20 protein-coding genes are annotated in these 24,983 nt (G+C 45.6%); 13 read left to right on the top strand and 7 right to left on the bottom strand.

Annotated elements, in window-relative coordinates:
• Positions 1-127 precede the first annotated feature (127 nt).
• The gene (gene purD / locus P2W76_RS14750; RefSeq protein ID WP_276348641.1) at positions 128-1,414 is read left to right on the top strand and encodes a phosphoribosylamine--glycine ligase; all 1,287 of its coding nucleotides are present in this window, start codon (positions 128-130) and stop codon (positions 1,412-1,414) included.
• A 132-nt stretch (positions 1,415-1,546) separates the two neighbouring features.
• On the opposite strand, the gene P2W76_RS14745 is transcribed toward purD, so the two are convergent.
• Entirely contained in the window at positions 1,547-2,701 is a 1,155-nt protein-coding gene (locus tag P2W76_RS14745; protein WP_276348639.1) for a TlpA disulfide reductase family protein, read from the bottom strand.
• A 162-nt stretch (positions 2,702-2,863) separates the two neighbouring features.
• Between P2W76_RS14745 and galK the strand changes: the two genes are divergently transcribed.
• Positions 2,864-4,123 (top strand): galactokinase, encoded by a 1,260-nt coding sequence (galK, locus tag P2W76_RS14740; RefSeq protein WP_276348637.1) that lies wholly within the window; start codon positions 2,864-2,866, stop codon positions 4,121-4,123.
• Positions 4,124-4,133: 10 nt separating this feature from the next.
• Here galK and xylA read toward each other — a convergent pair whose 3' ends face one another.
• Positions 4,134-5,465: a xylose isomerase gene (gene xylA / locus P2W76_RS14735; RefSeq protein WP_276348635.1), complete on the bottom strand. Its 1,332-nt coding sequence runs from the start codon at positions 5,463-5,465 to the stop codon at positions 4,134-4,136.
• A gap of 1,023 nt (positions 5,466-6,488) precedes the next feature.
• On the opposite strand from xylA, the gene P2W76_RS14730 reads away from it, so the two are divergent.
• The gene (locus P2W76_RS14730; protein ID WP_276348634.1) at positions 6,489-7,688 is read left to right on the top strand and encodes a prolyl oligopeptidase family serine peptidase; all 1,200 of its coding nucleotides are present in this window, start codon (positions 6,489-6,491) and stop codon (positions 7,686-7,688) included.
• Between the two features lie 24 nt (positions 7,689-7,712).
• Here the strand turns inward: P2W76_RS14730 and P2W76_RS14725 are convergent, their stop codons facing one another.
• The 4 genes from P2W76_RS14725 to P2W76_RS14710 form a co-directional block, all read right to left on the bottom strand.
• Positions 7,713-8,099 carry a helix-turn-helix transcriptional regulator gene (locus P2W76_RS14725; RefSeq protein WP_276348632.1) on the bottom strand — a complete coding sequence of 129 codons (387 nt, stop codon included), beginning with the start codon at positions 8,097-8,099 and terminating at the stop codon, positions 7,713-7,715.
• A gap of 76 nt (positions 8,100-8,175) precedes the next feature.
• Entirely contained in the window at positions 8,176-8,523 is a 348-nt protein-coding gene (locus P2W76_RS14720) for a type II toxin-antitoxin system RelE/ParE family toxin (RefSeq protein ID WP_276348630.1), read from the bottom strand.
• A gap of 392 nt (positions 8,524-8,915) precedes the next feature.
• Complete coding sequence (locus P2W76_RS14715; protein ID WP_276348628.1) at positions 8,916-10,394, bottom strand: FGGY family carbohydrate kinase; 1,479 nt, start codon at positions 10,392-10,394, stop codon at positions 8,916-8,918.
• Between the two features lie 164 nt (positions 10,395-10,558).
• Entirely contained in the window at positions 10,559-11,734 is a 1,176-nt protein-coding gene (locus P2W76_RS14710; RefSeq protein WP_276348626.1) for a formimidoylglutamase, read from the bottom strand.
• A gap of 147 nt (positions 11,735-11,881) precedes the next feature.
• On the opposite strand from P2W76_RS14710, the gene P2W76_RS14705 reads away from it, so the two are divergent.
• From P2W76_RS14705 to P2W76_RS14695, 3 genes are all read left to right on the top strand, one after another.
• The gene (locus P2W76_RS14705; protein WP_276348624.1) at positions 11,882-12,853 is read left to right on the top strand and encodes an NAD-dependent epimerase/dehydratase family protein; all 972 of its coding nucleotides are present in this window, start codon (positions 11,882-11,884) and stop codon (positions 12,851-12,853) included.
• Between the two features lie 13 nt (positions 12,854-12,866).
• A complete protein-coding gene (locus P2W76_RS14700; protein WP_276348622.1) occupies positions 12,867-14,159 on the top strand; it encodes an HAD-IB family phosphatase in 1,293 nt (430 codons plus the stop codon).
• A 448-nt stretch (positions 14,160-14,607) separates the two neighbouring features.
• The gene (locus P2W76_RS14695; RefSeq protein ID WP_276348620.1) at positions 14,608-15,678 is read left to right on the top strand and encodes a branched-chain amino acid aminotransferase; all 1,071 of its coding nucleotides are present in this window, start codon (positions 14,608-14,610) and stop codon (positions 15,676-15,678) included.
• 52 nt (positions 15,679-15,730) lie between these two features.
• Here the strand turns inward: P2W76_RS14695 and P2W76_RS14690 are convergent, their stop codons facing one another.
• Entirely contained in the window at positions 15,731-17,542 is a 1,812-nt protein-coding gene (locus P2W76_RS14690) for a hypothetical protein (protein ID WP_276348618.1), read from the bottom strand.
• A gap of 150 nt (positions 17,543-17,692) precedes the next feature.
• Between P2W76_RS14690 and miaB the strand changes: the two genes are divergently transcribed.
• The 7 genes from miaB to groL all read left to right on the top strand — a co-directional run bounded on the left by miaB (position 17,693) and on the right by groL (position 24,964).
• On the top strand, positions 17,693-19,192 hold the full coding sequence (gene miaB, locus P2W76_RS14685; protein WP_276348617.1) for a tRNA (N6-isopentenyl adenosine(37)-C2)-methylthiotransferase MiaB: 1,500 nt from the start codon (positions 17,693-17,695) through the stop codon (positions 19,190-19,192).
• Positions 19,193-19,228: 36 nt separating this feature from the next.
• Complete coding sequence (locus P2W76_RS14680; RefSeq protein WP_276348615.1) at positions 19,229-20,458, top strand: sigma 54-interacting transcriptional regulator; 1,230 nt, start codon at positions 19,229-19,231, stop codon at positions 20,456-20,458.
• 11 nt (positions 20,459-20,469) lie between these two features.
• A complete protein-coding gene (locus P2W76_RS14675; RefSeq protein WP_276348613.1) occupies positions 20,470-20,988 on the top strand; it encodes an LptE family protein in 519 nt (172 codons plus the stop codon).
• Positions 20,989-21,022: 34 nt separating this feature from the next.
• Positions 21,023-22,330 carry a hypothetical protein gene (locus P2W76_RS14670; protein WP_276348612.1) on the top strand — a complete coding sequence of 436 codons (1,308 nt, stop codon included), beginning with the start codon at positions 21,023-21,025 and terminating at the stop codon, positions 22,328-22,330.
• Between the two features lie 6 nt (positions 22,331-22,336).
• A complete protein-coding gene (gene secG / locus P2W76_RS14665; protein WP_276348610.1) occupies positions 22,337-22,681 on the top strand; it encodes a preprotein translocase subunit SecG in 345 nt (114 codons plus the stop codon).
• Between the two features lie 221 nt (positions 22,682-22,902).
• Positions 22,903-23,196 (top strand): co-chaperone GroES, encoded by a 294-nt coding sequence (locus P2W76_RS14660; protein WP_276348609.1) that lies wholly within the window; start codon positions 22,903-22,905, stop codon positions 23,194-23,196.
• A gap of 127 nt (positions 23,197-23,323) precedes the next feature.
• Entirely contained in the window at positions 23,324-24,964 is a 1,641-nt protein-coding gene (gene groL / locus P2W76_RS14655; protein ID WP_276348608.1) for a chaperonin GroEL, read from the top strand.
• Positions 24,965-24,983 lie beyond the last annotated feature (19 nt).

The following is a 24,983-nucleotide window of genomic DNA, read 5'->3' as shown; positions in this document are numbered from 1 at the left end:
AAGCCATTACTATTTAAAGTCATAATGGCATAATTGGAGTGCAAAATTACGATTTAATTATGAGAATAGGATTCATAGGATGATCGTATTCATAGGATGCTAATCTGCTAATTCTTATGTTTGCATTATGAATATCCTCCTTCTTGGTTCGGGCGGCCGCGAGAGCGCATTTGCATCCAAAATCGCACAAAGCCCACTTTTATCGAAGCTCTACATAGCTCCCGGAAACGGCGGTACTGGTGCTTATGGCAAGAACGTTAACCTTAAAGCTACCGATTTCGAAGCGATTGCAGCATTCGTGCTTAAAAATAACATCACGATGGTCGTAGTAGGACCGGAAGAACCGCTGGTAAAGGGAATCCATGATTACTTTCTTGAGAGAACCGAATTAAAGCATATCCCGGTTATCGGCCCGCAGCAGGAAGGTGCACAGCTTGAAGGAAGTAAGGATTTTTCTAAACAGTTCATGATCCGTCACGGCATCCCGACGGCTGCATTTAAATCATTTACGGTTGATACCCTCGAACAAGGACTGGCCTATCTCGACACCCAGAAACTTCCCATTGTTCTGAAAGCTGACGGACTTGCCGCGGGTAAGGGCGTTCTGATCTGTGAAACACTCGGCGAAGCCAAGCTTGAGCTCAGAGCTATGCTTGCTGATGCAAAGTTCGGCGAAGCCAGCAGCATGGTTGTAATAGAGGAATTTCTTACCGGCATTGAGCTGTCTGTTTTTGTACTCACAGATGGAAAATCCTACAAGATACTTCCTGAAGCAAAAGATTATAAGAGAATCGGCGAAGGTGATACCGGCTTAAACACCGGCGGAATGGGTTCTGTCTCACCTGTCCCTTTTGCAGACGCAGCTTTCATGAAGAAAGTGGAGGAGCGTGTCATTATCCCGACCATTGAAGGCCTGAAAAAAGACAACATCCCTTATAAAGGCTTCATTTTCATAGGCCTGATGGCGTCACATAGTCCTGAAGGAAAAGACCCTTATGTTATTGAATATAATGTACGCATGGGCGATCCGGAAACTGAAAGCGTCATCCCTAGAATTGAAAGCGACCTTGTTGAACTGTTCAGAGGCGTTGCCGAAGAAAATCTTGCCGATAAGGAGCTTAAAATTTCTCCTAAAACCGCAGCCACCATCATGCTTGTTGCCGGGGGCTACCCGGGTGAATATATGAAAGGCAAAACCATAACCGGTATGGATAACCTGCGGCATTCTATAGCTTTTCATGCCGGCACAGAACTCGAAAACGGGATCGTGAAATCAAACGGCGGCCGCGTTATGGCGATAACCTCTCTTCAGGATAATCTATTTGATGCTGTCCAGTCGGCTACAGCTGATGCCGGAAGGATCTATTTTGATGCAAGGTATTTCAGGGCGGATATTGGGGCGGACCTCATGTAGAGTCAGGAGCAAAGAATAAAGAACAAAGATTAAAGAGCAAAGAATAAAGAGCAAAGAATAAAGAACAAAGATTAAAGAGCAAAGATTAAAGAGCAAAGATTAAGGCCCGTTTGTAAATTAGACGCAAAGTCTTTATTCTTTCCTGATTCCTTGTTCTCCAAAGATTTCTTCCAGTTTCTCCTGCAGATCCACCCCCCTCAGATCTCTCGCTACTATCTTTCCTTTCGGATCAAGAAGAAAATTCCTCGGGATACTGGTAATATTATACAACACCGCTGTAGGGCTTGCAAAGTGTTTTAAGTCAGACACATGCGGCCAGGTCAGGTTGTCGGCACGTATGCCTTTAAGCCAGTCTTTGCGGTCGCGGTCGAGGGAGACACCAAGCACGGTAAAGCCCCTGTCCTTATATGTCTGATAAGCCTTAACCACATTAGGGTTTTCCTGACGGCAGGGTCCGCACCAGGCTGCCCAGAAATCAAGCAAGACATATTTCCCTTTCAGGGACGAGAGTGCAAACTTCTTGCCGGCAGTATCGGAGGCCGCAAACTCAGGTGCAAAGGCACCCACAGATGTTTTCTTCTCCGCGCCGATATAGTTTTTAATCGCAGTTCCCGTTGGGCTGGACTTTACAACCAGGTCAAGCCCTTCCAGAATAGAATCTGCTTCGAGGAAATTACTGTTAAACCGCGCGATCTCCGGCAACAGCAATAAAGATATAAAGGCTGATGGGTGCTGAGTAACGAATGAACGCTGGTACCCGTAGAGCTCGGTGGAAGCATCTTTCAATAGCGGACCGTAGGTGCTGACGATCGAATCCATAGGCACGCCCTGCCGGGATTGCTGGTCTGCAATCTCATTAAGGGCATTGATCTTCTGCACATAAGACACCTGACCGCTTGTATATTTTACAATGTCATCGTTTGCTTTTGATCCGCTGATCACTGCTGAAGACAGTTTATCTTTCACAGTAAAGCTGATTATCCCCTTGTCCAGAATAAACTGCTTAATATCCGCAGGGTTCTTGGGCTTAAGGTCTTCTACCAATGAGATCAAGCCCGGCCCGGGTTCTTTGAGAGTCCCTGTTATAATGAACTTACCCCCGACGACCGGAATCCTGGTAGATTTTTGAAATGTGTTATTTATAAAGGTGGCCTGACTGAAGTACACGGTCTCAATATTCAGACTTGGGTCTACAGTACCGTTAACAGTGAACGAAGCGCCCTGTGCAAAAACAGGATTCGTGCCTGTAAAAAGGAACAGATATATGATTAATTTAAAGTATCTCATGAACTGGAATAGTATAATAACGGTGAAGGATACAAAATCACTGCTTCGCTTCGTTCGCAGTGACAAACGTTTGTAATTAAAACTTAGTCTGGCAAAGTTAAAATAATCGCTTATTGAAGGCTAACAACGCAAAAATATTATGTTTGTTAAGAAACGCATTACATGAGCCTGCCACAATCAGATTATCCGAAAGCTATCGCAGAAAAGTTTACCGAACTTTTCAATCAGCAGCCCCTGATCATCCGCGCTCCCGGCCGCATCAACCTGATCGGTGAACATACCGATTATAACATGGGCTTTGTTTTGCCGGCTGCTATTAACAAAGCGATCTATCTTGGGATCGGGAAACGGGATGACAATGAGATTCATTTGTATGCGCTGGATTATGACGATGATCATAAAGCGACGACGGATGCCATCGTAAGGTCGGGGAAGTTGTGGCCGGATTATGTGTTGGGAGTGGTGGAGCAGATTAAGATGCTGGGCGGAGAGGGGAATAGGATGCATAGGATGGGTAGGATTGATAGGATGCTGGGTGGAGAAAATGATTCTGCTAAGGGAATAACGACGGGCTTTAATGTTGTTTTTGGCGGGGATATACCTCCGGGCGCCGGGCTGTCGTCTTCTGCGGCGCTGGAGTGTGCGACGGCCTATGCGCTTAATGAACTGTTTGGTCTGGGGATTTCAAAGATAGATATGGTTAAGATCTCGCAGGCAGCAGAGAATGAGTTCGTGGGAATGAAGTGTGGGATTATGGACCAGTTTGCGAGCATGTTTGGCAAGAAGGATCACCTGATCCGATTGGACTGCCGGAGTCTGGAATACAATCATTTTCCATTTAAACTAAAGGACGTAAAAGTGCTCCTGTTTGATACGCGGGTTAAACACTCGCTGGCATCGTCTGCTTATAACGAGAGAAGGGAACAGTGCGAGGAGGGGGTTCGCCTTGTGGAAGCTCAAAGCTCAAAGCTCGAAGCTCAAAGCCAGAACATCGGAAGTCTGAGGGACGTGACGGAGGGAATGCTATTGGAATTTGTGAAACCCGTAAATGAATTGGTATATAAGCGCTGCACGTTTATTGTGACCGAGATCCAAAGGCTTCTTAAGGGATGTGAAGACTTAGAGAATAATGACATTGTCGCCTTCGGTAAAAAGATGTATGAAACCCATGAGGGGCTTAGCAAGCTTTATGAGGTGAGCTGTAAAGAGTTGGATCTGCTGGTTGACCTGGTTAAGGATGATCCTAATGTTTTAGGTGCGAGGATGATGGGCGGGGGGTTTGGGGGCTGTACGATCAACCTGGTAAAAGAGGAAGCAGCTGCGGATCTGGCAGAACGGATTTCAAAGAAATATAAAGTGGAGACGGGGGTTGAGATGCTGGTTTATGAGGTGAGGATCGAACGAGGGACATGCGTCATTTAAATCTATATTTTCATAGCCACCTGTTCACCAGATTCTCCAAAAACTCCTGTTTCCCACTCCTCGCCTCCGGCTCACCCTTTTCAATCGCATAAGCCCTCAGATCTTCAAGAGAAAGCTTGCCTGCAGCAAAATCTTTTCCTTTGCCGGAATCAAATGAGGCATAGCGCTCCTGCCGGATCTTCTTGTAATCGGATCTGTTAAGAATATTATCAGCGGCAATAAGCGCCCGGGCGAAGGCATCCATACCCCCGATATGAGCATAGAACAGGTCGGCCGGATCGGTGGAATTCCTCCTGATCTTGGCATCGAAGTTTATACCGCCGCCTGAAAGTCCGCCCGCTTCGACGATAACAAGCATCGCCTCCGTGAGCTCGTTAATGTTATTCGGAAACTGGTCGGTATCCCAGCCGTTCTGCATATCCCCGCGGTTAGCGTCAATGGAACCGAGCAAGCCTGCATCGGCTGAAACCTGCAGCTCGTGCTGGAAGGTATGGCCGGCAAGGGTGGCGTGATTTACTTCAATGTTCAGTTTAAAGTCGCCCATCAAATCATACTGACGAAGGAAACTTATTACAGTCGCCGCATCATAATCGTACTGGTGCTTGGTAGGCTCGCAAGGCTTGGGCTCAATAAAGAAAGTTCCCTTGAAACCTTGCTTACGGGCATAATCTTTTGCTACATGAAGGAAACGGGCTAAGTTTTCCTGTTCACGTTTCATATTGGTGTTCAGCAGGCTCATATACCCTTCGCGCCCACCCCAGAAAACATAGTTCTCCCCGTTAAGGGCAATCGCTGCGTCAAGTGCCGCTTTAGCCTGCGCAGCGCCGTGACTTAACACATGAAAGTCCGGATTGGTTGCTGCACCATTCATATATCGTTTATGCGAAAACAGGTTAGCTGTCGCCCATAAGAGTTTTACGCCGCTGACTTTCTGCTTCTGCTTTGCGTATTCAGTAAGCACTTGTAAGCGCCTCTCATTTTCTACGATGTCATTGCCATAGTCCACTACATCCACATCATGGAAACAATAGAACGGCAAGTTCATTTTAGTAATGAACTCAAACGCCGCATCCATTTTATCCTTTGCACGTTCTACGGGATCAGTCTTCTCGTTCCAGGGGAATATGTGAGTAGGTTCGCCGAAAGGATCAGCACCATTCCCTACAAATGAATGCCAGTAAGCGCAGGCGAAACGCAGGGTCTCCTTCATCGTTTTGCCGCCAATCATTCTATTCTCGTCGTACCAGCGAAAGGCAAGCGGGTTGTCTGAGTCCGGGCCTTCGTATGTTACCTGTCCTATTCCTTTAAAGAATTCTTTATCTCCGGTTGTGATGTTTGACATATAATAGCTTTGGGTTTTCTAATTTATAGAATTTATGTGAAAGGGGGAGGGAATTCGTCCCCGATTTAGTCGGGGATCTCCTGCGGGCACACAGCATGTTATGGTGTCTCGTTTTACATGATAGTTTTGCAGACTTAAGAGGCTCCGTAACACTTGCGGACGTGACGCAGGGCTCTTCCCCGACTTGATCGGGGATCTCCTCCCAGACGCGGCGCAGCCCGCGTTCACAATGCCTTTGAATGTCAGGAATCTAAACCTCCAGCGCAGCTGTAAATAGCTTGCAGCTTTTGCGCGACCTTAATCTCCCGGTTAACACTTGCGGCTTTGGCCGCGTGTTATTAACGAGATCCCCGATCAAGTCGGGGAAGAGTGCACACCAAACATTCCTCCTGCGGGCATGCACAGCAATGCCCGCAGGAGGAATGTAAATAACGCGGGTTTTAAAAGTCCAGCGTAGCTGTAAATAACGTATGCAGGGTTATGGTGCCTGGTTTTACATGATAGTTTTGCAGACTTAAAAGCCTCCTCAACACTTGCGGACGTGACGCAGGGCTCTTCCCCGACTTGATCGGGGATCTCCTCCCAGACGCGGCGCAGCCCGCGTTCACAATGCCTTTGAATGTCAGGAATCTAAACCTCCAGCGCAGCTGTAAATAGCTTGCAGCTTTTGCGCGACCTTAATCTCCCGGTTAACACTTGCGGCTTTGGCCGCGTGTTATTAACGAGATCCCCGATCAAGTCGGGGAAGAGTGCACACCAAACATTCCTCCTGCGGGCATGTGCAGCAATGCCCGGCGAGGAATGTAAATAACGCGGGTTTTAAAAGTCCAGCGCAGCTGTAAATAACGTATGCAGGGTTATGGTGCCTGGTTTTACATGATAGTTTTGCAGACTTAAAAGCCTCCTCAACACTTGTGGACGTGACGCAGGGCTCTTCCCCGACTTGATCGGGGAAGAGCGCCCTTTGTATCAATCCTTTTTCAAAAGCCATCTCCTTTTCATAATTTGTGCAAAATCGCTTCCATGAAAACACTATTAGCTGCCTCGATCTTTTTCCTAAGTATCGTTTTGGTCCAGGCACAGGATCATAAAGAATCCAATTATGACGAATCTAAAGTTCCTCTATATACCTTGCCAGATCCGTTAAAGACGGAGGCTGGTAAAACCATCAGGAACAAAGATCAATGGGAGAAGATCAGGAAACCGGAAACATTAAGACTTTTCGAGGAGAACATCTACGGCCAGGTACCTAAGAATTATGATAGCATAAAATATTCGGCGATCCATGAAGACACGGGTGTTATGAATGGAAAAGCTCACCTGAAGGAAGTACTTATTGAAGTGTTCCGCCGAAACAAAAGTGTAAAAATAAACCTGGTGCTTTTTATCCCCAACAATACCTCTGAGCCAGCTCCTGCTTTTCTTTTGATCAACAACAGGGCAAAGGACCAAACAGATCCGACCCGCACTGTTAAAAGCGATTTCTGGCCTGCGGAGCTTGCTATTGAAAACGGATACGCCATTGCCGCATTCCATATCAGCGATGTAGCTCCGGATGATGCTAAGCTCTTCATGAATGGTGTACTGCAACTATATCCGGAGCAATTATCTGCCGACAATGGTATGCGTGCTATCGGTGCATGGGGCTGGGGAGCAAGCCGGGTGATGGACTATTTTGAAAACGAGCCGCTTATTGACAAAGATAAAATAGCCATTGCCGGTCAGTCACGCGGCGGAAAAGCCGCACTGTGGGCTGCGGCGCAGGACGAACGCTTTGCACTTTGTATTTCTAACTGCTCGGGAAGCACCGGGGCGAAGCTGGCACGCAGAGAGTTCGGGGAAAGGGTCAGGCGGATCAACACCTCCTTCCCGCACTGGTTCAATACAAACTATAAGAAATTCAACGATAAGGAAAGCCTTCTGCCTGTCGATCAGCATCAGCTTATTGCGCTCGTAGCACCAAGGCCCGTTTATGCAACCAACGCAACTGAAGATCTGTGGGCCGATCCGAAGGGAACGTTCTTAGCCCTCAAAAACGCAGAAAAGGTTTACAGTTTATACAAGCAAAAGTCTGCCCTTGGAGAAGAACCCCCGGCACCGGACGCTGCCATCATCCAATCTCCACTGGGCTATCATAACCGTACCGGTGCACATAACCTGACGCTGTTTGACTGGAAGAACTTTATAAGATTTGCAGATTATCATTTTAAAACAAGCAGGTAGTATGAATTAAATGTGGGGAATTTATTAGATCGACAATTCGATTTCCTTTTTTTCCTGTGCTTCTACTTCAACAGACAACCTGACCTTAACATTTAGCGCATGCAGTATCCTCAAAAAATTGGCAATAGTTACATTGTTATAATTTTTTTCAATCCTGCTGATCTGCGCTTTACCAACCCCTACCTTACTGCCGAGTTCTTCCTGGGTAAGGTGTTTTAATTTCCGCATGTGTCTTATCACATCACCAAGTATTTCTTCTTTCAACTCGGTTTCGTACAAATCACGTTCAACAGTTCCTTCCGAGCCAAACAGGTCGTCCTTTAACTCCTCCATTGACACACCGCTGTAGCCAGACGGTAGTTTGATCCCACCTTTTGAGTATCCCTTTTTCAAGGGTGCAGACTTTTTCATTATTGTAAGATTTAAAAATTCAAATGGCGGCTCTGTATTTCAATACCGGTGCGGAACCGCTTTACACCCGGGTATATCATTTATTTACTGACTGAAATTCCTTTTTAATACGTTCCGCACGTCCGATTTGTTGAGAAGGCGTTTTCGCTCCCTCTTTCTCAAATCCATGGGTAGCGACAATCACCGTCACCGGACCGTCGTTTGCTTTCATAAAAAACGCCAGTATCCGGTACCATTTCTCTGAATCAGCAATACGAAATTCCCATATATCATCTGTGCCTGTAAGCTTCTTGAAATAATCCTTCTTAATACTCCCAATCCGTACATAATCCATAGCCTTAACCAACTTTTTTTGAGCTGATTTGGGCATAGCCTTAATAAAGGCTTTTGCTTCATCTAATACTAATATGTCATATGAATTCATTATTCAATAGTATTACATTCAAAATTAAACAAAAGTTTCTATATGCAGAAACTTTATCTATGCATTTAAATGTGTATCCCTGTATGACACCGTTCAATGACTATACGCTATAGTGATCTGACCCCAATAGGAATACGCTGCAGATTATCATTTTAAAACAAGCAGGTAGTATGAATTAAATGTGGGGAATTTATTAGATCATTAGTTTCCGAGTAAAATTGGAGCGATTGCTATAAACATGCGACCACTTTCAGGGGCGCGTTTGGGGCCAGAAATATCTTCTACAAACATTTAACCCGTTCCGGGTCAGGCATTGAATTAAAATATAAGATATCAGTACACGGTGGCTTACTCGAAGGGAAGCTCTCAGCCCTTTATGGCCTACCGAGAGGTTATTTGCGAAGGTGGCTTTCCAACACCCCCTTCCACTCCCTATATACATCATCATACTCCCTCTCAAGCTCTGGTTCAATTATACCCAGGGGCCTGACTTTACTAAACGCATTATCCAGCGTCAGCTCCCCCATTCCTATCCCGGCTCCGATCGCTGCCCCGACGCTTCCATCGTTCTCGTAAAGCTCGACCGGAACACCACAGGCATTTACAAAAGCCTCTGTAAATACCGGGCTCGAAAACAGATTGGTCCTGCCTGCCCGGATCACCTTCGGGTTCATGCCGTTCTCTCGCATAATATCCAATCCGTAGCGAAAAGAGAAGGCAATGCCTTCCTGCACAGCCCGAAAAATATCCGCCTGGCGGTGAACATTCAGGTCCAGCTTATGGAAATGGGCTCCAATGTTCTTATTATTAAGCATCCGCTCCGCCCCGTTACCGAAGGGTATGACCCGGATCCCGTTGCTCCCAACAGGCACGCCGGCAGCCGCAGCGTTCATCTCGTTATAAGTCGTTCCGGACGTGAACGTATTTTTTACCCACCGGTTCAGGATACCTGTTCCGTTGATACATAGCAGCACACCCAACCTCTTCCTTGAGTTGGTATGGTTAACATGCGCAAAGGTGTTGATCCTGGATTGCTGATCATAGGTCAGCTCATCCGACACTCCGTAGATCACGCCTGACGTACCGGCATTAGCTGCAACTTCTCCGGGCTGAAGCACATTCAACGACAGCGCGTTGTTTGGCTGGTCGCCAGCCTTGTAGGTTACAGGAATTCCCGGCCTCAGGGCAAGCTTTGAAGCAATTTCGGCCCTCAGTTTCCCATGGTCAGAAAACACAGGTTGAATATCGGGGATAAGATCTTTATTGAACCCATAATAACCTGTCACATCTTCCGAGAGGCTGTTTTCTTTAAAATTCCAGAATATCCCTTCCGAAAGCGATGAAATGCTCGTAGTAATTTCCCCGCTAAACCTCATTGCGATAAAATCGCCGGGCAGCATCATCTTATCGATATCCTTGTAAATACCCGGCTCATTCTCCTTAACCCAGGCTAGCTTTGATGCAGTAAAATTACCCGGCGAGTTAAGCATCTCGCTTAAGACTTTATCAGTACCAATAGCCTCGAAGGCTCTGTCGCCAATCTCCACCGCCCGGCTGTCGCACCAGATGATCGAGTTCCGGAGTACCCGCTGATTCTTGTCTAACAGAACCAGTCCGTGCATCTGGTAGGCAATACCTATTGCCCTGATCTCCCCAGGATCATATAATTTCTTAGAGTTACATATAATAATTGCCTGCTGCACATGTTCCCACCACATTTCCGGCGACTGCTCTGCCCAGCCCGGCTGCAATGCGATCACTTCCGATTCTGTCTCCGGGTACTGGGCGCTTGCAATACATTTCTGCGTCTGCGAATTAATAACAGATACTTTGATGGACGAAGTACCGAGGTCGATGCCGAGTAATAGCATATTAGTTGTAGGTTTTACGTGGTACGTTGTAAGTTTCTAAACGCCTTTTGAGTTGTAAGTTTTACGTGGTACGTTGTAAGTTTCTAAACGCTGTAGGTTAACAATCTCTTAAAAAATTATGAGTTAGCACGTGAACTTAAAACGTAAAACGTACCACGTACAACTCAATTAAGTTTCTGATACGTCTTCCACCACAGATCCGGCATCTCACCTGCATTCGCCAGCTGGTAATCCTCATACCGGCATGGAACGAGGTGATGGCGTTCATTCTTGGACAAGCCGGTAGGGTAAGGCACCTGCATCCACCAGCGGTCTGATTTTTTGCTCTTCACGAAGATCAATTCGTGCGAGCCGTCCTTAAGGCTTGCGCGATAAGTAATATATTGTGATTTCGGCAGCAGCGGGTGTTCCTTTTTACGATTGTAAAAGCCATCCACAAAGTACCAGACCATCTGCGCGAGCAGCAACGCTGTCTGCCCGTTCTGGTCATAGGCTGGGTTGAACTCGTAAAATCCTATCGACGAAAGCTTATCATTCATCCCAGCGTAACGGCATATCTGGCAAGCCTGCTCTCCATAAAAACCATTGGGAGAAGCATTGGCATTGGCTCCGGCATCCGACGAGCGGATGGCAGACATATCAAAACTGATCATATTAGCATTGCGAATGATCGGCTCTGCTGTTGTCATATTATTTGCAACATCCCCAAGCCGGTGAATATCGAAATACAGCTTATCCATCACCTTCAGGCTTTCCTGGTTTACGAAAAAGGTCTGATAACCGATATTGCTGTAATTGAATAAATAATTGGGCTCATGCAGAAAGATCCTGTTGAGATACGAAGCTGAAGTTGTACCGTTTACATTCTGGGGATCATCATCGAGGTCAAAGTGCGAATCGACCACGAGCAGATCCACTTTTTGTTCCAATTCCTCATAAGCCATAAACTGCCCATAGGTCAGGTCCTGCCCGCCGCCGATAATAACCGGAACGATATCCTTCTTTATCAGCTCGGCAACGACAAGCTTTAACGCTACATAGGTATCAGAAACAGTGTGGCCGGCCTTAATATTTCCGAGGTCGACTATCCTGGTTGCGTAATTCCCTTCGTTAAGTGAATAGAATTTCTCGCGAAAATAGTCGGCAGATAAAGCAGTACCTGAATTATTGACTGCATTACGATCTTCGAGCACCCCAATAATCGCAATATCATAGGTATTACTTTCCAGATCAGGAAAATGTGAATGATAGATCTCCAGTTTTGCTCCGAGATGACTGGTATAGAAGCCGCTCTGCGGAGTGGTATAGTTTACAGGAGACAAAAAATCGGATAATGACATAGGATATAAGCTGAACCGGATTTTTATAATTAATACAAGCCCCTGAAACAAAAAACAGCCGGCTACAATTAAGATTGCCTGGCCAACTGAAAGCAAATATCACTTTATTCAATTACTTTTGAAAGCATTTACTAAAATTCATACCGGATGATATTAGTTACCGGCGCAACCGGTTTTTTAGGTTCAGAATTAGTCAGGCGATTATTGCTTAACGGTGAGAAAGTACGTGCTATGAAACGTGCCTCATCCAATATCCCTGAGATCCTGAAAAATGAGGGTGGTCTTGAATGGGTAGATGCCGACCTCCTGGATTACTACAGCCTCGAAGACGCTATGCAGGGTATCGGTCAGGTATATCATTGCGCTGCTTTGGTTTCCCTGAGTGCGAAGGACAAAAAGCAGATGATGAAGGTGAACGTCGAAGGTACCAGGAACCTGCTCGATGTTTGTGCTGCAAATAACGTAGTAAAATTCCTGCATGTAAGTTCCGTATCTGCTGTAGGCAACAGTAAAAAGGGTGAACTTATTACCGAAAAACATCACTGGGAATTTAGCACCAGGCAAAGCGGCTATTCTATTTCAAAATATGAAAGTGAGATGGAGGTATTCCGCGCTGCTGCAGAAGGATTGAATGCAGTGATAATAAATCCGGGGATCATCATTGGCAAAAACGCAGGCACGGAAGGAAGCGGGCAACTCTTCGAAACAATACGGAAAGGCCTTTCTTTTTATCCGGGTGGCAGTTTTGCTTATGTAGATGTTGAAGACGTGGTAACAGCTATGATCGCTTTAATGGAAAGCGATATCTCTGACGAACGATATATTATCACCTCTGAAAACAAGACTTACCGCGAGCTTTTTACTGAGATCGCCCTTCAGTTTGGCAAAAAGCCGCCTGTCATAGCGCTTAAGCCGTGGATGCTCGAATCTGCGCGCCTGGGGGCAGTGATAGCATCAGCTTTTACCGGTAAAAACTACGGGTTAAGTAAGGATACCGTTCGCACTGCCTTCAAAAAGCAGAATTATTCTAATGAAAAAATCAAAAAGGCCTTAAATTTGGAATTCAAATCCGTGAAAGATTCCATCGCAGAGGTTTGCAGCACGTACAACAAGAATTAAATATACCGATCCCTTGAAGCAGTTTTATATCATAGATTTCGACAGCACATTTACACAGGTAGAAGCGCTGGACGAACTGGCCAGAATTTCATTACAGGACCACCCGAATCGTGAGGGCATTTATAAAGAGATCGAAGATCTGACCAATGCTGCGATGGAAGGCAAAATGTCGTTCCGCGAAAGCCTTACTGCCCGCGTTAAACTGCTTGAAGCCGATAAAGAACACCTGAAACAACTCATCACGCACCTTAAGAAAAAAGTTTCAGCTTCATTTTCAAGAAACAAGACCTTTTTTAAAAGACACGCGCACGATGTGCTTATCGTATCTGGTGGGTTTAAAGAGTTCATTACGCCTGTGGTATCATCCTATCACATCCCAAAAGAAAATATCTATGCCAATACTTTCGTGTTCGACGAAGCGGGCAAGATCATTGGTTATGATGAGAAGAACCCGCTCTCTAACGAGGGCGGAAAAGTTACCCTGCTGAAGAACCTGAAATTAAAGGGAGATATTTATGGCATCGGCGACGGGCACTCAGACTTCCAGTTAAAGGAATTCGGAATGATCAAGAAGTTCTATGCTTTTACAGAAAATATAGAACGAAAAACCGTAGCTGAGAAAGCCGACCACATTACCCCGAGCTTCGACGAATTCCTCTACGTTAACAACCTGCCAAGGGCAATATCTTATCCTAAAAACAGGATCCTTTGCCTGGTTATCGGCGAGGTGCCGGCCCTTGCCATACAAACCTTAAAAAAGGACGGCTTCTCTATCCGCCACAAAACCAGTTTTGAAGAGAAATATGTTCCTGATGTTGGCATGATGCTGCTGGCAAACGGCGAAGTGCTTGACGATGAAAAACTAAAACTCGCCGTTAAGCTTAAAACAGTGGGATACCTTGGCAACAGCAGGCTCGCCCTGTCGAAAGATATCTGCACAGATATGGGTATAGTCATCTTCGACGATCGTAAAAATAGCCCGGGAAGCACTGAGTTCATCGCAAAACGGATGATCAACTTCATCAACCACGGTCACACCTATCGGAGCCTCAATTTCCCCAACCTGCAGCTTCCGCGCATTGCCGGCGCACACCGCCTTATCCATATCCACCGCAATGTACCAGGAATTATGGCCAGCATCAACCAGGTGTTTGCCGATCATGATATCAACATCGTTGGCCAGTATCTCATGACTAACGCCTCTATCGGATATGTTATCACTGATGTAAGCGACCAGTACGATAAACAGGTGCTCAAAGACCTGAAGCAGATCGATCATACGATTAAGTTCAGGATACTTTACTAAGCCTTACTTTGCCACAGGCTGATTTTGGTACGGGCTTTTAGATTTGGTACAGCCACCGGTTGTTACCACGGGATTACCACCGGTTAATTGCCACGGGCTTTTAGCCCGATCCGATACCGCCTTATTTGCTAAAACCGAACTGCTGACAGTTCCGCCAAGCTGGAGTGAACTGAAGTTAAATTATATATTTCGAGGCTATTTCTTAGGACATTATTCGGAAATGACTCCGAGATAGGGATAGGATCCGACCAATTTCCGAATAGCTTCCTAATTGTATCAGAGTAATTTCCTTCTTATATTATATAAATTTATATATCAATAATAAAAGACTACCCTTGCTTTGGGGGGAATTTTAGATGCTTACTGCTTGAGAACGAGCAGAAATGCGCAGGTTGGCACAGGACGTAATACTTTTTTTTGTAAATTGCGCTTCCCAACCATAATTACCATGTTAACCGATACTTTAAACATCGCTGTTACTAAGACAGCGGAGTCACGTCTGTCCAAGATAGACTTTGACAACTTGCCCTTTGGCAAGACCTTTTCTGACCATATGTTCGTTGCCGATTATGAAGGCGGTGAATGGAAGAATTTTCAGATAGTCCCTTACGGGGAGATCGGATTAAGCCCTGCTATTTCTGCGCTACACTACGGGCAAGCGTTCTTTGAAGGGATCAAGGCTTATAAACATGTGGATGGGCGGGTCGCGATTTTCCGTCCTGAGAAAAATGCGGAACGTTCGAATGCGTCGGCTGAACGTCTGTGTATGCCTCAGATACCGGTTGAAATGTATTTACAAGCTCTCTCTGCTATCGTAGAAATTGATAAGGATTGGATACCTTCAAAAGAGGGTCATAGTCTTTATATCCGGCCGTTCATGTTTGCAACGGATCCTTATTTAGGCGTTACTCCTTCCGAGACATATAAGTTTATGATCCTTACCGGACCGGTCGGCCCTTACTTCTCTAAGAATCTCCGGGTAAAAATCGAGACCAATTTCTCAAGGTCGAGCGATGGTGGCTTCGGTTTCGCAAAGGCAGCCGGCAATTATGGCGGCTCCATGCTTCCGGCGCGCAGGGCGACCGAAGAGGGCTTTGATCAGCTGATCTGGACCGATTCACGCGAGCACGCCTATATGGAAGAGCTCGGTGCAGCAAATATTATGTTCATGATGGACGGAAAAGTTATCACACCTTCAACACGTGACACGATTCTAAAAGGGGTAACCCGCGACACTGTTATTACCTTGGCGAAAAGCTGGGGTATCGAAGTTGAGGAGCGTCGTGTTTCGGTTGCTGAGATCCTTCAGGGCATTAAAGAAGGCAGGATAACCGACGCCTTTGGCGCTGGCACTGCGGCCACAATAGCTCACATTGCTGAAATAGCCCATGAAGGCGAGGTTTACACATTACCGGATCCTGCAAAAAGGGAGTTTTCCAATAAGGTTTTAAATACACTTAACGAGATCAGATACGGTCGTGCCGCCGACGAGTTCGGCTGGAACTATTTCGTAGGATAATTCCTTTAATAAATTATTAAGAAAAGCTGTCTGATTATCCGGGCAGCTTTTCTTATTTATTCCTGTCCCGCCGGTTGATCTTACGTTTCACCTTCCTTTTTTCTCTTTCATCACGCCTCTGCTCTTTGTTAAAGCGCTCTATTTCCATTTTACGCAAACGGGCTTTGATCTCACGCTGTGTTTCGGCATCAAAGCCAATGCTGCCTAAAAGCGCAGAAGACAGTCCCTTCCAGATCATATTGAAAAAAGAGGAATGGTCCGGGCGGATATAATTATAATTCACCTTTCGCACAGGCTTGCCCGGAGATGGATTTTCGCTTTCAATGATCAGCACATTGGCAAATATCGATGCAATACCCCGGCGCCTGAGCCAGGTACTATTTTCACTCTTCTCGAGAAGGGCTATTTTAAGATTATTATAGTAGCATGCTACCAGTCCCTTTACCCCTTTAATGCTTCCTTCCCCACTAAAATCCATCTTACTTAAAGAACCTGATTTAACCTCGATAAGGGACAGCGGGCGAATTGCAGCATTAAACATATCCGCATCCATTTGGCCAATATTTCCTTTGAAACTGAAGGCAGCCTGTGGTGAGACCAGGTCGAATTTCATGTTAACGTTAAACCTGCCGCGGTCCATGAGCAGGGCGGTCAGGTCGGCCTCTGACCGGGAGTTTTTAGCGAGGCTCGCCGAATCATTTGTTATGTTCCGGATATTGCCGTTTATTTTACTGAAGATCACGGTCCCTTTTCGCCTCGAATCGGGGTTATACTCGGAGTAATTTACACGCGAATCCTGGAGGAACAATGTATCGATCAGGCCTTCGAGCTTAAACCGCTGCAATGATATCTGGGGAAAGTTATTACCGCGGTCGCGCAGGGAATCAGGCATGGCGCGGTTCAGAAAAATGGAAATATTAGCCTTGTCCAGTCTAAGCCGCGAAGCCAGGAGCCGGCGCTGACTGTTCAGCATCCTGTAATCGACATCTTTAAGTTCCATATCTGCAACGCTTACTGAATAGCGGTCTGTCTGGGTTTTGAAGCGCTGGGAGAATTCCATCTCGCCATACCGGGGTACGAGCTTGAAATCTTTGATCCGCGCATAACCTTCACCCGTGGAGGCCGTTAATTGTCCTATCTGGATCGTATAGTTACTGTCGGCGGTAACAGAACGGTAGGAATTAAGCTCGGCATAAATATCTTTCGTGTGATAGAGGCGCGATTTATCATACTGCGACAAAGAGTCTATCAGCAGGTCGCTCACTTTAATCGTTAAACCCCGGAGGTTAGTAATACGCGCCGGTGATTCGCTTTTGTCAACGTATTGAAAGTCGGCATCCTGGAACGTGATGTCCTTGACTTTCAGCGACCGCAAATACGGCGCAAGACGCTGCCAGGCGGTTCTGACATCCGGTTTGACTGTGGCTTTGTTTCTTTTGCTGTTCGTAAAAATTATTTCCAGCTTCGGTTTATCTATGACCACAGAACCCATCTCCAGGATTCCATTGAAATAGATTTTCCAGGGGTGCACCCGCTTAAGTATAAGCTCGTTCACTTCAACCTTGTAAAGATGCCTTGGCGCCAGGCTATCTGCACTCATCTTATCGAAGATTGAGGTATCGGGCAGGAAGACAATATTCTCTACGCTTATCCTTCCGGTAACCATATTGGTGCGGATATTCTCGAAGTCAATACTGTACAAGCCGTTTGTAGACGTTTCAACTGCATTTTTTATCCTGCTGGTCAGAACAGGCTTCCACCGGTAGTTGAGGTAAATCGCCGAGGATGTGATCAGGATACAAGAGATCAACAGAATAGAAACAAGCCACTTCCATTTTTTGATTCCTGAACTTTTTTGCACCATATATCTGCTAAACGTTTAATAATAAGGCATTATCGTATCCTGCTGCTTATTTCTTAGTCCCAATTTAGTCATCTTATTCAAAAACCATCACTGCCAAATTGTCATTAAGGGGAAAAATTCGTAATTTTGTGGTTTAATATAGTTTTATAGATGTTTGACAGGCCAGCTGATTTTAAAGATACTCTACATCCCACGCTTCATGACGAATCCAGGCAGGGAGAAGCTTTAGTGATTGAGCGAACGGCGAAATACACAGGCCGTAAGCTTTACATAGAGAGCTATGGTTGTGCTATGAACTTCGCAGACAGCGAGATCGTTGCTTCGATCATGCTTGATATGGGATTTGAGACCACTTCTCAATATAAAGAAGCTGATGTTATCTTTATTAATACCTGCTCGATCCGCGACAATGCTGAGCAGCGGGTCAGGAACCGTTTAAGAGAATTTGGCGCCGCCAAGAAAAAAAGCCCCGGGATGACTATCGGCGTACTCGGGTGTATGGCGGAACGGCTTAAATCTAAATTCTTGGAAGAAGAGAAGCTGGTCGATATCGTTATCGGACCGGATTCATACCGCGACCTTCCCAACCTGATCAACCAGGCGGATGAAGGCGGCCGTGCTGTGAACGTGTTATTGTCGCGTGAGGAAACCTACGCTGATATCAGCCCGGTACGTTTAAACAGCAATGGCATCTCGGCATTTGTTTCAATCATGCGTGGTTGTGACAACATGTGTTCTTTCTGCGTGGTTCCTTTTACCCGCGGACGTGAACGGAGCCGCGACCCTTACTCTATCGTTCAGGAGGCAACCGAGCTCTTTAATAACGGCTATAAGGAGGTTACTTTATTAGGGCAGAATGTGGATTCGTATAAATGGAGTTCGGGGAATGGGGAACAGGAGATAGAAAATGGAGAACTTACAGCAGAGCTGCTGGCAACCGGCAATTCACAGCAATCAACAAACTTCGCCCAGCTTCTGGAGATGGTTGCCCAGATAGACCCGGATTTGAGGGTACGTTTTTCAACGTCGCATCCGAAAGATATAACAGACGAAGTACTGCACACCATGGTGAAGTATGATAACATTTGTAATCATATCCACCTGCCGGTGCAGTCGGGAAATTCACGTGTGCTCGATCTGATGAACCGAACTTATACCCGTGAATGGTACCTGGAGCGTGTTGATACAATTAAACGCATCATACCTGATTGTGCAATTTCCACGGATGTGATCATAGGTTTCTGCACAGAAACTGAAGAAGAACATCAGGATACGTTGAGCATGATGGATTATGTGCAATATGACTTTGCATACATGTATACCTATTCAGAACGGCCGGGAACCCTGGCAGCAAAACGTTTTGAGGATGATATCCCGCAGGATGTTAAAACACGCCGCTTTAATGAGGTACTTGCCAAGCAGCAGGAAGGGTCGCATAAACGCCTGCTGAAGCATCTTGGTAAAACCTACAGGGTACTGATCGACGGGCTTTCCAAGAAATCAGACCTGGATTTTTCAGGCAAGACAGAATATAACATCACAGTGATATTTCCCGTGTCAGGCGACCATAAACCGGGAGATTATGTAAACGTGATGATCGAGAGGTGTACGCCGGCAACACTGATCGGTAAAATAGTGACAACTAAATAAGAGATTGAGGCTTATATAAGCCAGGGAGATAAGAAAATGGACGTTCAGGACATAAAGAACCGTTTTGGAATAATTGGAAATTCGCCGCTCCTAAACAGGGCTATTGATATAGCGCGTCAGGTTGCGCCAACGGATATTTCAGTTTTAATAACCGGCGAAAGCGGAAGCGGTAAAGAAGTTTTTTCGCATATTATTCATTCTATGAGTGCCCGCAAGCACGGGCCGTTCATAGCGGTTAACTGCGGTGCGATTCCGGAAGGAACTATAGACTCGGAACTGTTCGGTCACGAGAAAGGATCATTCACCGGCGCATCCGATGCCAGGAAAGGATACTTTGAAGTAGTTGACGGTGGCACGATATTTCTTGATGAGGTGGCAGAATTGCCGCTCGGAACACAAGCCCGCCTGCTGAGGGTTCTTGAAACAGGTGAGTACATCCGGGTAGGATCTTCAAAGGTACAAAAGACTAATGTGAGGGTAATAGCAGCGACAAACAAAGATGTTTTTGATGCGGTGATAGCCGGAAAGTTCAGAGAGGATCTTTACTACCGGCTGAATACTGTACCGCTTAAAGTGCCCGCTTTGCGCGAAAGGAAAGAGGACATCAATCTGCTGTTCAGAAAATTCATTGCAGACTTTACAGATAAATACCGCAGCCCTTCGGTACAGCTCGACCAGAGTGCACAGCAATTACTTATGGATTACAGCTGGCCGGGAAACGTACGCCAGCTGAAAAACATTGCCGAGCAGATCGCAGTGCTGGAGAAGGAGAGAAATCTTACCGCACAGAGCCTGCTGAACTATATTCCCAAAGAGGCTGGCAGTACGCTGCCGATGCGTGTACATAACCCCGACAAGGATGATTTCTCGGAGAGGGATATCCTGTACAAGGTTCTGTTTGACATGAAAAAAGACATGACCGACCTTAAAAAGCTGGTTGCTGATATCATACAGAATGGGGGCAATGCCGCCGACTTTTCTTCAAATCAACAGGTGATCAACCAGCTTTACCGGGATATAGAATTACCTTCAGCCAATCACCCGGCAGATCCTCATAAGCTGGTGATCCATCAGCCGAATGATAAGTCATACGAAATAACCCATGAGGCCGAAGAAGTGGAAGAATCTTTGTCGCTCGTCGACAAAGAATCAGACCTGATCAAAAAAGCGCTCAAGAAGCATAAGGGCAAACGTAAACTGGCTGCCGGGGAGCTCGGGATCTCTGAAAGGACCTTATACCGTAAAATCAAAGAACTTGAACTTTAATGTTTTTAAGGATGTATAAACGTGTTAAACTCGCTTGTATCTACGTCATGCTGCCCGTGATATTCCTGGCCCAGGGCTGTGGTGTGTATACCTTCACAGGTGCATCGATCCCTGAAGAAATGAAAACTATTTCGGTACAGTTCTTCGAGAATAATGCAACATTGGTGATCCCTTACTTAAGCTCACAGTTTACGGAGGCTTTGAAAGAAAGGATCAGGAACCAGTCGAGGCTCAGCATCATACGCTCAGAGGCGGACGCCAACTTTGAGGGCCGGATAACCGATTATTCAGTGCGCCCGGTAGCCATTCAGGGAAACGACCGCGCGGGGCTGACACGGATCACCGTAACCGTAAGCGTAAAATACACCAATGCGCTTAAGCCCGAACTTGGTTTTGAAGAAAGCTTCTCTGCCAACCAGGAATTCAGCTTAACGCAGGGCTCCATAGAATCCCAGCAGCAAAAACTGATCACACTTATTAACCGGCAATTGTCGGAGCTTATTTTTAACAAGGCTTTTGCCAATTGGTAAAAAATTTTTAGATTTCAAAAATCAGAACAGCATAGTGGAACAGAACAATTCTCAGGAGCTTAATAAAAAAATGTTTTCGGATCTTATTTATGATCCATCTGCCATACAGGCTGATAACTCAAAAGCGCTTGAGAGTTTAATTGAGAAGTATCCTTATTCACAACTGATCCGGGCCTTTTATTCCCGCTCGCTTCTCCAGGCAGATTCGGCAGATTTTGAAAGTTCATTAGCCCGGGCCGCATTATATTCAGGCAATGGCAATATCCTGCGGACGCTCATAGAAGATGCTGAACGTTTAAAGAGCGCGGAAACGCGCGAGGAGGTTAGTCCGGCGCCGGTTCTGGCCGAACCAGAGAAAAGCAACATGGATCCTGATCCCGTCAAAGATACGCTCTTTGAACCGGATCCATCTGAGCCGATCGTACCGCAGGATCTGGACGGTGATGATGATCAGATTGAGGAAATCAGGGGCTTAGAGGATATTGAGCATATTTTAAGTCCCGAAGCTGAAAGCCCTGAGAACGAAGTTCTCTTTCAGCCGGAAATTGATGATGCGCCGATTGAAAAGGAGGAAAAGCCTGAACCCGAACCGGCTGCAGATCTGGCGGATAGCGATGTTAAAAAAGAATCACCTGTTTCAGCAGCCGAAGCGGCACCTTCCGAAGAAGATGAACTGGACCTCCTGATCAAGCAACATGCTATTCCTGCCGATTATCTGAAAGAAGAAGAGATCACTGAGCCTCTTATTGACCAAACGGAGAATGTTTTCCGCCCGGAAGCAGATATTGCGGAAAACATCTCTCATAACGTCAATGCCGAAGAGCAGCAAAAGGTTTCGAAGTATGACGATGATAAGATGCCTTACTCGTTCCTGTGGTGGCTCAATAAAACCAGGAAAGAACATACGGAAAATTATCAGCCATACGTGAACTTTCAGTTGGATACTACCCAAAGCATTAAAAGGAACACCGTGGATCAGTTGAGCAGCCAGATAATCGAAAACATCTTTCATCTGCAATCGCCGGTTGATCAGTTTGAAAATGCGCCGCGAACCGTGCCATTTCAGGTAAAACGAAAAGAGGATTACATACTTGAAAAGTTCCTCCGGGAAGAGCCGCAGATCAAAGCGCCTAATTCTGATAAGCTGGACACGGAGAACAAAGCGCGGAAAAGTGCGGAGGATCCTAATGACCTTGTTTCGGAAACGCTTGCTCAGATCTATACAGATCAGATGTTATTTCACAAAGCTATTGACACTTACAAAAAATTAAGTTTGAAGTTTCCGGAAAAAAGCCCGTACTTTGCCGACCAAATTCGTGAATTAGAAAAGAAAGTAAATTAAAGAAATATGTTATATACAATTGTTATCCTGGCGATCATTGTTTGTGTTTTACTGGTACTGATCGTTTTAATCCAAAACCCTAAAGGTGGCGGCCTGTCTTCAGGGTTTGCCGGATCTAATAATATTATGGGTGTACAGCGCACGGGAGACTTTTTGGAGAAAGGAACATGGGTTCTTGCCGTTAGCCTTATGGTATTATCACTGCTTGTTAACGTAGTTGTAGATAAGGGTGGTGCTGTTAATCAGGAAGGAAGAGAGATCCAGGACCAGATCAATAAACCAGCGGTTCCGGTCGCAGCTCCTTCGAGCCTGCCGCTTCCGGCTGCGCCAGCTGATACGAACAAAAAATAAAAAATAACTTAAATATTATGAAAAGGCCGCCTTTTGGGAGGCCTTTTTTATTGCCAAAAACCTGACATTTGACTGACAGCATGACACCGCAGATAGTTAGAGATCGCGGGTTCGATAATTAAAAAGGAAAATTTGACAAGAATCTGCAGGCTTCATGCTTTGGCATAATTAGTGACGATCAAGAGACATAAAATTCAATCAAATAAATACATAATTAAACTATGGCATTAAATATCAAACCTAGCGCAGACCGGGTAGTTATAGAAGCTGCTCCTGCTGAAGAAAAAACCGCATCAGGACTTTATATTCCTGATACTGCTAAAGAAAAACCACAAAAAGGAACAGTTGTAGCTGTAGGTCCTGGAAAGTATGCAGAGCAAACTGGAAATTTAATCCCTATGGCCTACAAAGTAGGAGACGTAGTGTTATACGGAAAGTATGCTGGTACTGAAATCACTCACGACGGTAAAGAATACCTGATCATGCGTGAGGCTGATATTTTCGCAACACTATAAATGGAAGACGGAAGTCCGAGGTCTGACATCAGGCTTCCGGCATCAGAACTCATCTCAATAAACATTAAAACCCGGAGTGATTTTTCAAACTTAATTTGATAAACTCCAACATCTAAACTCATTTAAAATGTCGAAACAAGTTAAATACAATGTTGAAGCACGTGATGCTCTGAAAAGAGGCGTGGATATTCTGGCAAATGCGGTGAAAGTAACTTTAGGACCTAAAGGCCGGAACGTAATTATTGATAAAAAATTCGGTTCACCAGCTATCACCAAGGATGGCGTAACTGTTGCTAAAGAAATCGAATTAAAGGATGCCCTTGAAAACATGGGTGCCCAAATGGTTAAAGAAGTAGCTTCTAAAACTGCTGATATCGCAGGCGACGGAACAACTACTGCTACTGTTTTAGCTCAGGCTATCGTTACAGCCGGAATTAAGAACGTTGCTGCCGGAGCAAATCCGATGGATTTGAAACGCGGTATCGATAAAGCCGTTACTGCCGTTGTTGCTAACCTGAAGAGCCAGTCTCAAAAAGTTGGTGAGGATAACAACAAGATCAAACAAGTTGCTTCTATCTCTGCTAACAATGACGAAGTAATTGGTACTCTTATCGCTGATGCAATGGCAAAAGTTGGTAAAGATGGCGTGATCACTGTAGAAGAAGCAAAAGGCACTGAAACTGAAGTGAAAACAGTTGAAGGTATGCAATTTGACCGTGGTTACTTATCTCCATACTTTGTTACCAATGCCGACAAGATGGAGGTTGAGCTTGAGAACCCATACATTCTTATCTACGACAAGAAGATCTCTTCAATGAAAGAACTTCTTCCGGTATTGGAAAAACAAGTTCAGACAGGAAAACCACTATTGATCATTGCTGAAGACCTTGATGGAGAAGCTTTAGCTACACTTGTAGTTAATAAGATCCGTGGTTCGCTGAAAGTAGCTGCTGTTAAAGCTCCCGGATTCGGCGACCGTCGTAAAGCAATGCTTGAGGACATCGCTATCTTAACTGGCGGTACAGTTATCTCTGAAGAAAGAGGATATAAATTGGAAAATGCTGACCTTACTTACCTGGGTACTGCTGAGAAGGTTGTTGTTGATAAAGACAACACAATCGTTATCAACGGTGCAGGTAAATCAGAAGATATCAAGGCTCGTGTAAATCAGATCAAGGCACAGGTAGAAACCACTACGTCTGATTATGATAAAGAAAAATTACAGGAGCGTTTAGCTAAGCTTTCAGGCGGTGTTGCCGTACTATATGTTGGTGCAGCTACTGAGGTTGAGATGAAAGAAAAGAAAGACCGTGTTGATGATGCTTTACATGCAACCCGTGCGGCTGTCGAAGAAGGTATCGTTGCAGGCGGTGGTGTTGCTTTCATCCGCGCAGTTGAATCTCTTGCTGCTCTTAAAGGCGACAACGATGATGAGAACACTGGTATTCAGATCATCCGCAGAGCTATTGAAGAGCCGTTACGCCAGATCTGTGAAAACGCAGGTATTGAAGGTTCTATCGTAGTTCAAAAAGTGAAAGAAGGTAAAGCTGATTATGGTTACAATGCACGCACTGATGTGTATGAGAACTTAATCGGTGCCGGCGTAATTGACCCGACTAAAGTTGGACGTGTAGCCTTAGAAAATGCAGCTTCAATAGCCGCAATGCTTCTGACTACTGAAGTTGTACTTGCTGATGATCCTGAAGAAAATGCAGGTGGCGCAGGTATGCCTCCAATGGGTGGCGGCGGCATGGGTGGAATGATGTAAGAAACCCTTGCTTAGAAAA

The sequence above is a fragment of the Daejeonella sp. JGW-45 genome, from assembly GCF_029360805.1.
Lineage (GTDB): Bacteria > Bacteroidota > Bacteroidia > Sphingobacteriales > Sphingobacteriaceae > Daejeonella.
The sequence above is the reverse complement of the archived record's forward strand: the minus strand, read 5'-3'. Positions and strand labels throughout refer to the sequence as shown.

What these genes read in the sequence shown, in the direction of transcription:
- P2W76_RS14705 (WP_276348624.1), top strand. Translation starts at nt 11,882, where the DNA reads ATGATATTAGTTACCGGCGCAACCGGTTTTTTAGGTTCAGAATTAGTC.
- P2W76_RS14675 (WP_276348613.1), top strand. Translation starts at nt 20,470, where the DNA reads ATGTATAAACGTGTTAAACTCGCTTGTATCTACGTCATGCTGCCCGTG.
- P2W76_RS14695 (WP_276348620.1), top strand. Translation starts at nt 14,608, where the DNA reads ATGTTAACCGATACTTTAAACATCGCTGTTACTAAGACAGCGGAGTCA.
- P2W76_RS14730 (WP_276348634.1), top strand. Translation starts at nt 6,489, where the DNA reads ATGAAAACACTATTAGCTGCCTCGATCTTTTTCCTAAGTATCGTTTTG.
- purD (WP_276348641.1), top strand. Translation starts at nt 128, where the DNA reads ATGAATATCCTCCTTCTTGGTTCGGGCGGCCGCGAGAGCGCATTTGCA.
- P2W76_RS14720 (WP_276348630.1), bottom strand. Translation starts at nt 8,523, where the DNA reads ATGAATTCATATGACATATTAGTATTAGATGAAGCAAAAGCCTTTATT.
- P2W76_RS14725 (WP_276348632.1), bottom strand. Translation starts at nt 8,099, where the DNA reads ATGAAAAAGTCTGCACCCTTGAAAAAGGGATACTCAAAAGGTGGGATC.
- P2W76_RS14715 (WP_276348628.1), bottom strand. Translation starts at nt 10,394, where the DNA reads ATGCTATTACTCGGCATCGACCTCGGTACTTCGTCCATCAAAGTATCT.
- groL (WP_276348608.1), top strand. Translation starts at nt 23,324, where the DNA reads ATGTCGAAACAAGTTAAATACAATGTTGAAGCACGTGATGCTCTGAAA.
- P2W76_RS14680 (WP_276348615.1), top strand. Translation starts at nt 19,229, where the DNA reads ATGGACGTTCAGGACATAAAGAACCGTTTTGGAATAATTGGAAATTCG.
- xylA (WP_276348635.1), bottom strand. Translation starts at nt 5,465, where the DNA reads ATGTCAAACATCACAACCGGAGATAAAGAATTCTTTAAAGGAATAGGA.
- P2W76_RS14745 (WP_276348639.1), bottom strand. Translation starts at nt 2,701, where the DNA reads ATGAGATACTTTAAATTAATCATATATCTGTTCCTTTTTACAGGCACG.
- P2W76_RS14690 (WP_276348618.1), bottom strand. Translation starts at nt 17,542, where the DNA reads ATGGTGCAAAAAAGTTCAGGAATCAAAAAATGGAAGTGGCTTGTTTCT.
- galK (WP_276348637.1), top strand. Translation starts at nt 2,864, where the DNA reads ATGAGCCTGCCACAATCAGATTATCCGAAAGCTATCGCAGAAAAGTTT.
- P2W76_RS14710 (WP_276348626.1), bottom strand. Translation starts at nt 11,734, where the DNA reads ATGTCATTATCCGATTTTTTGTCTCCTGTAAACTATACCACTCCGCAG.
- miaB (WP_276348617.1), top strand. Translation starts at nt 17,693, where the DNA reads ATGTTTGACAGGCCAGCTGATTTTAAAGATACTCTACATCCCACGCTT.
- secG (WP_276348610.1), top strand. Translation starts at nt 22,337, where the DNA reads ATGTTATATACAATTGTTATCCTGGCGATCATTGTTTGTGTTTTACTG.
- P2W76_RS14660 (WP_276348609.1), top strand. Translation starts at nt 22,903, where the DNA reads ATGGCATTAAATATCAAACCTAGCGCAGACCGGGTAGTTATAGAAGCT.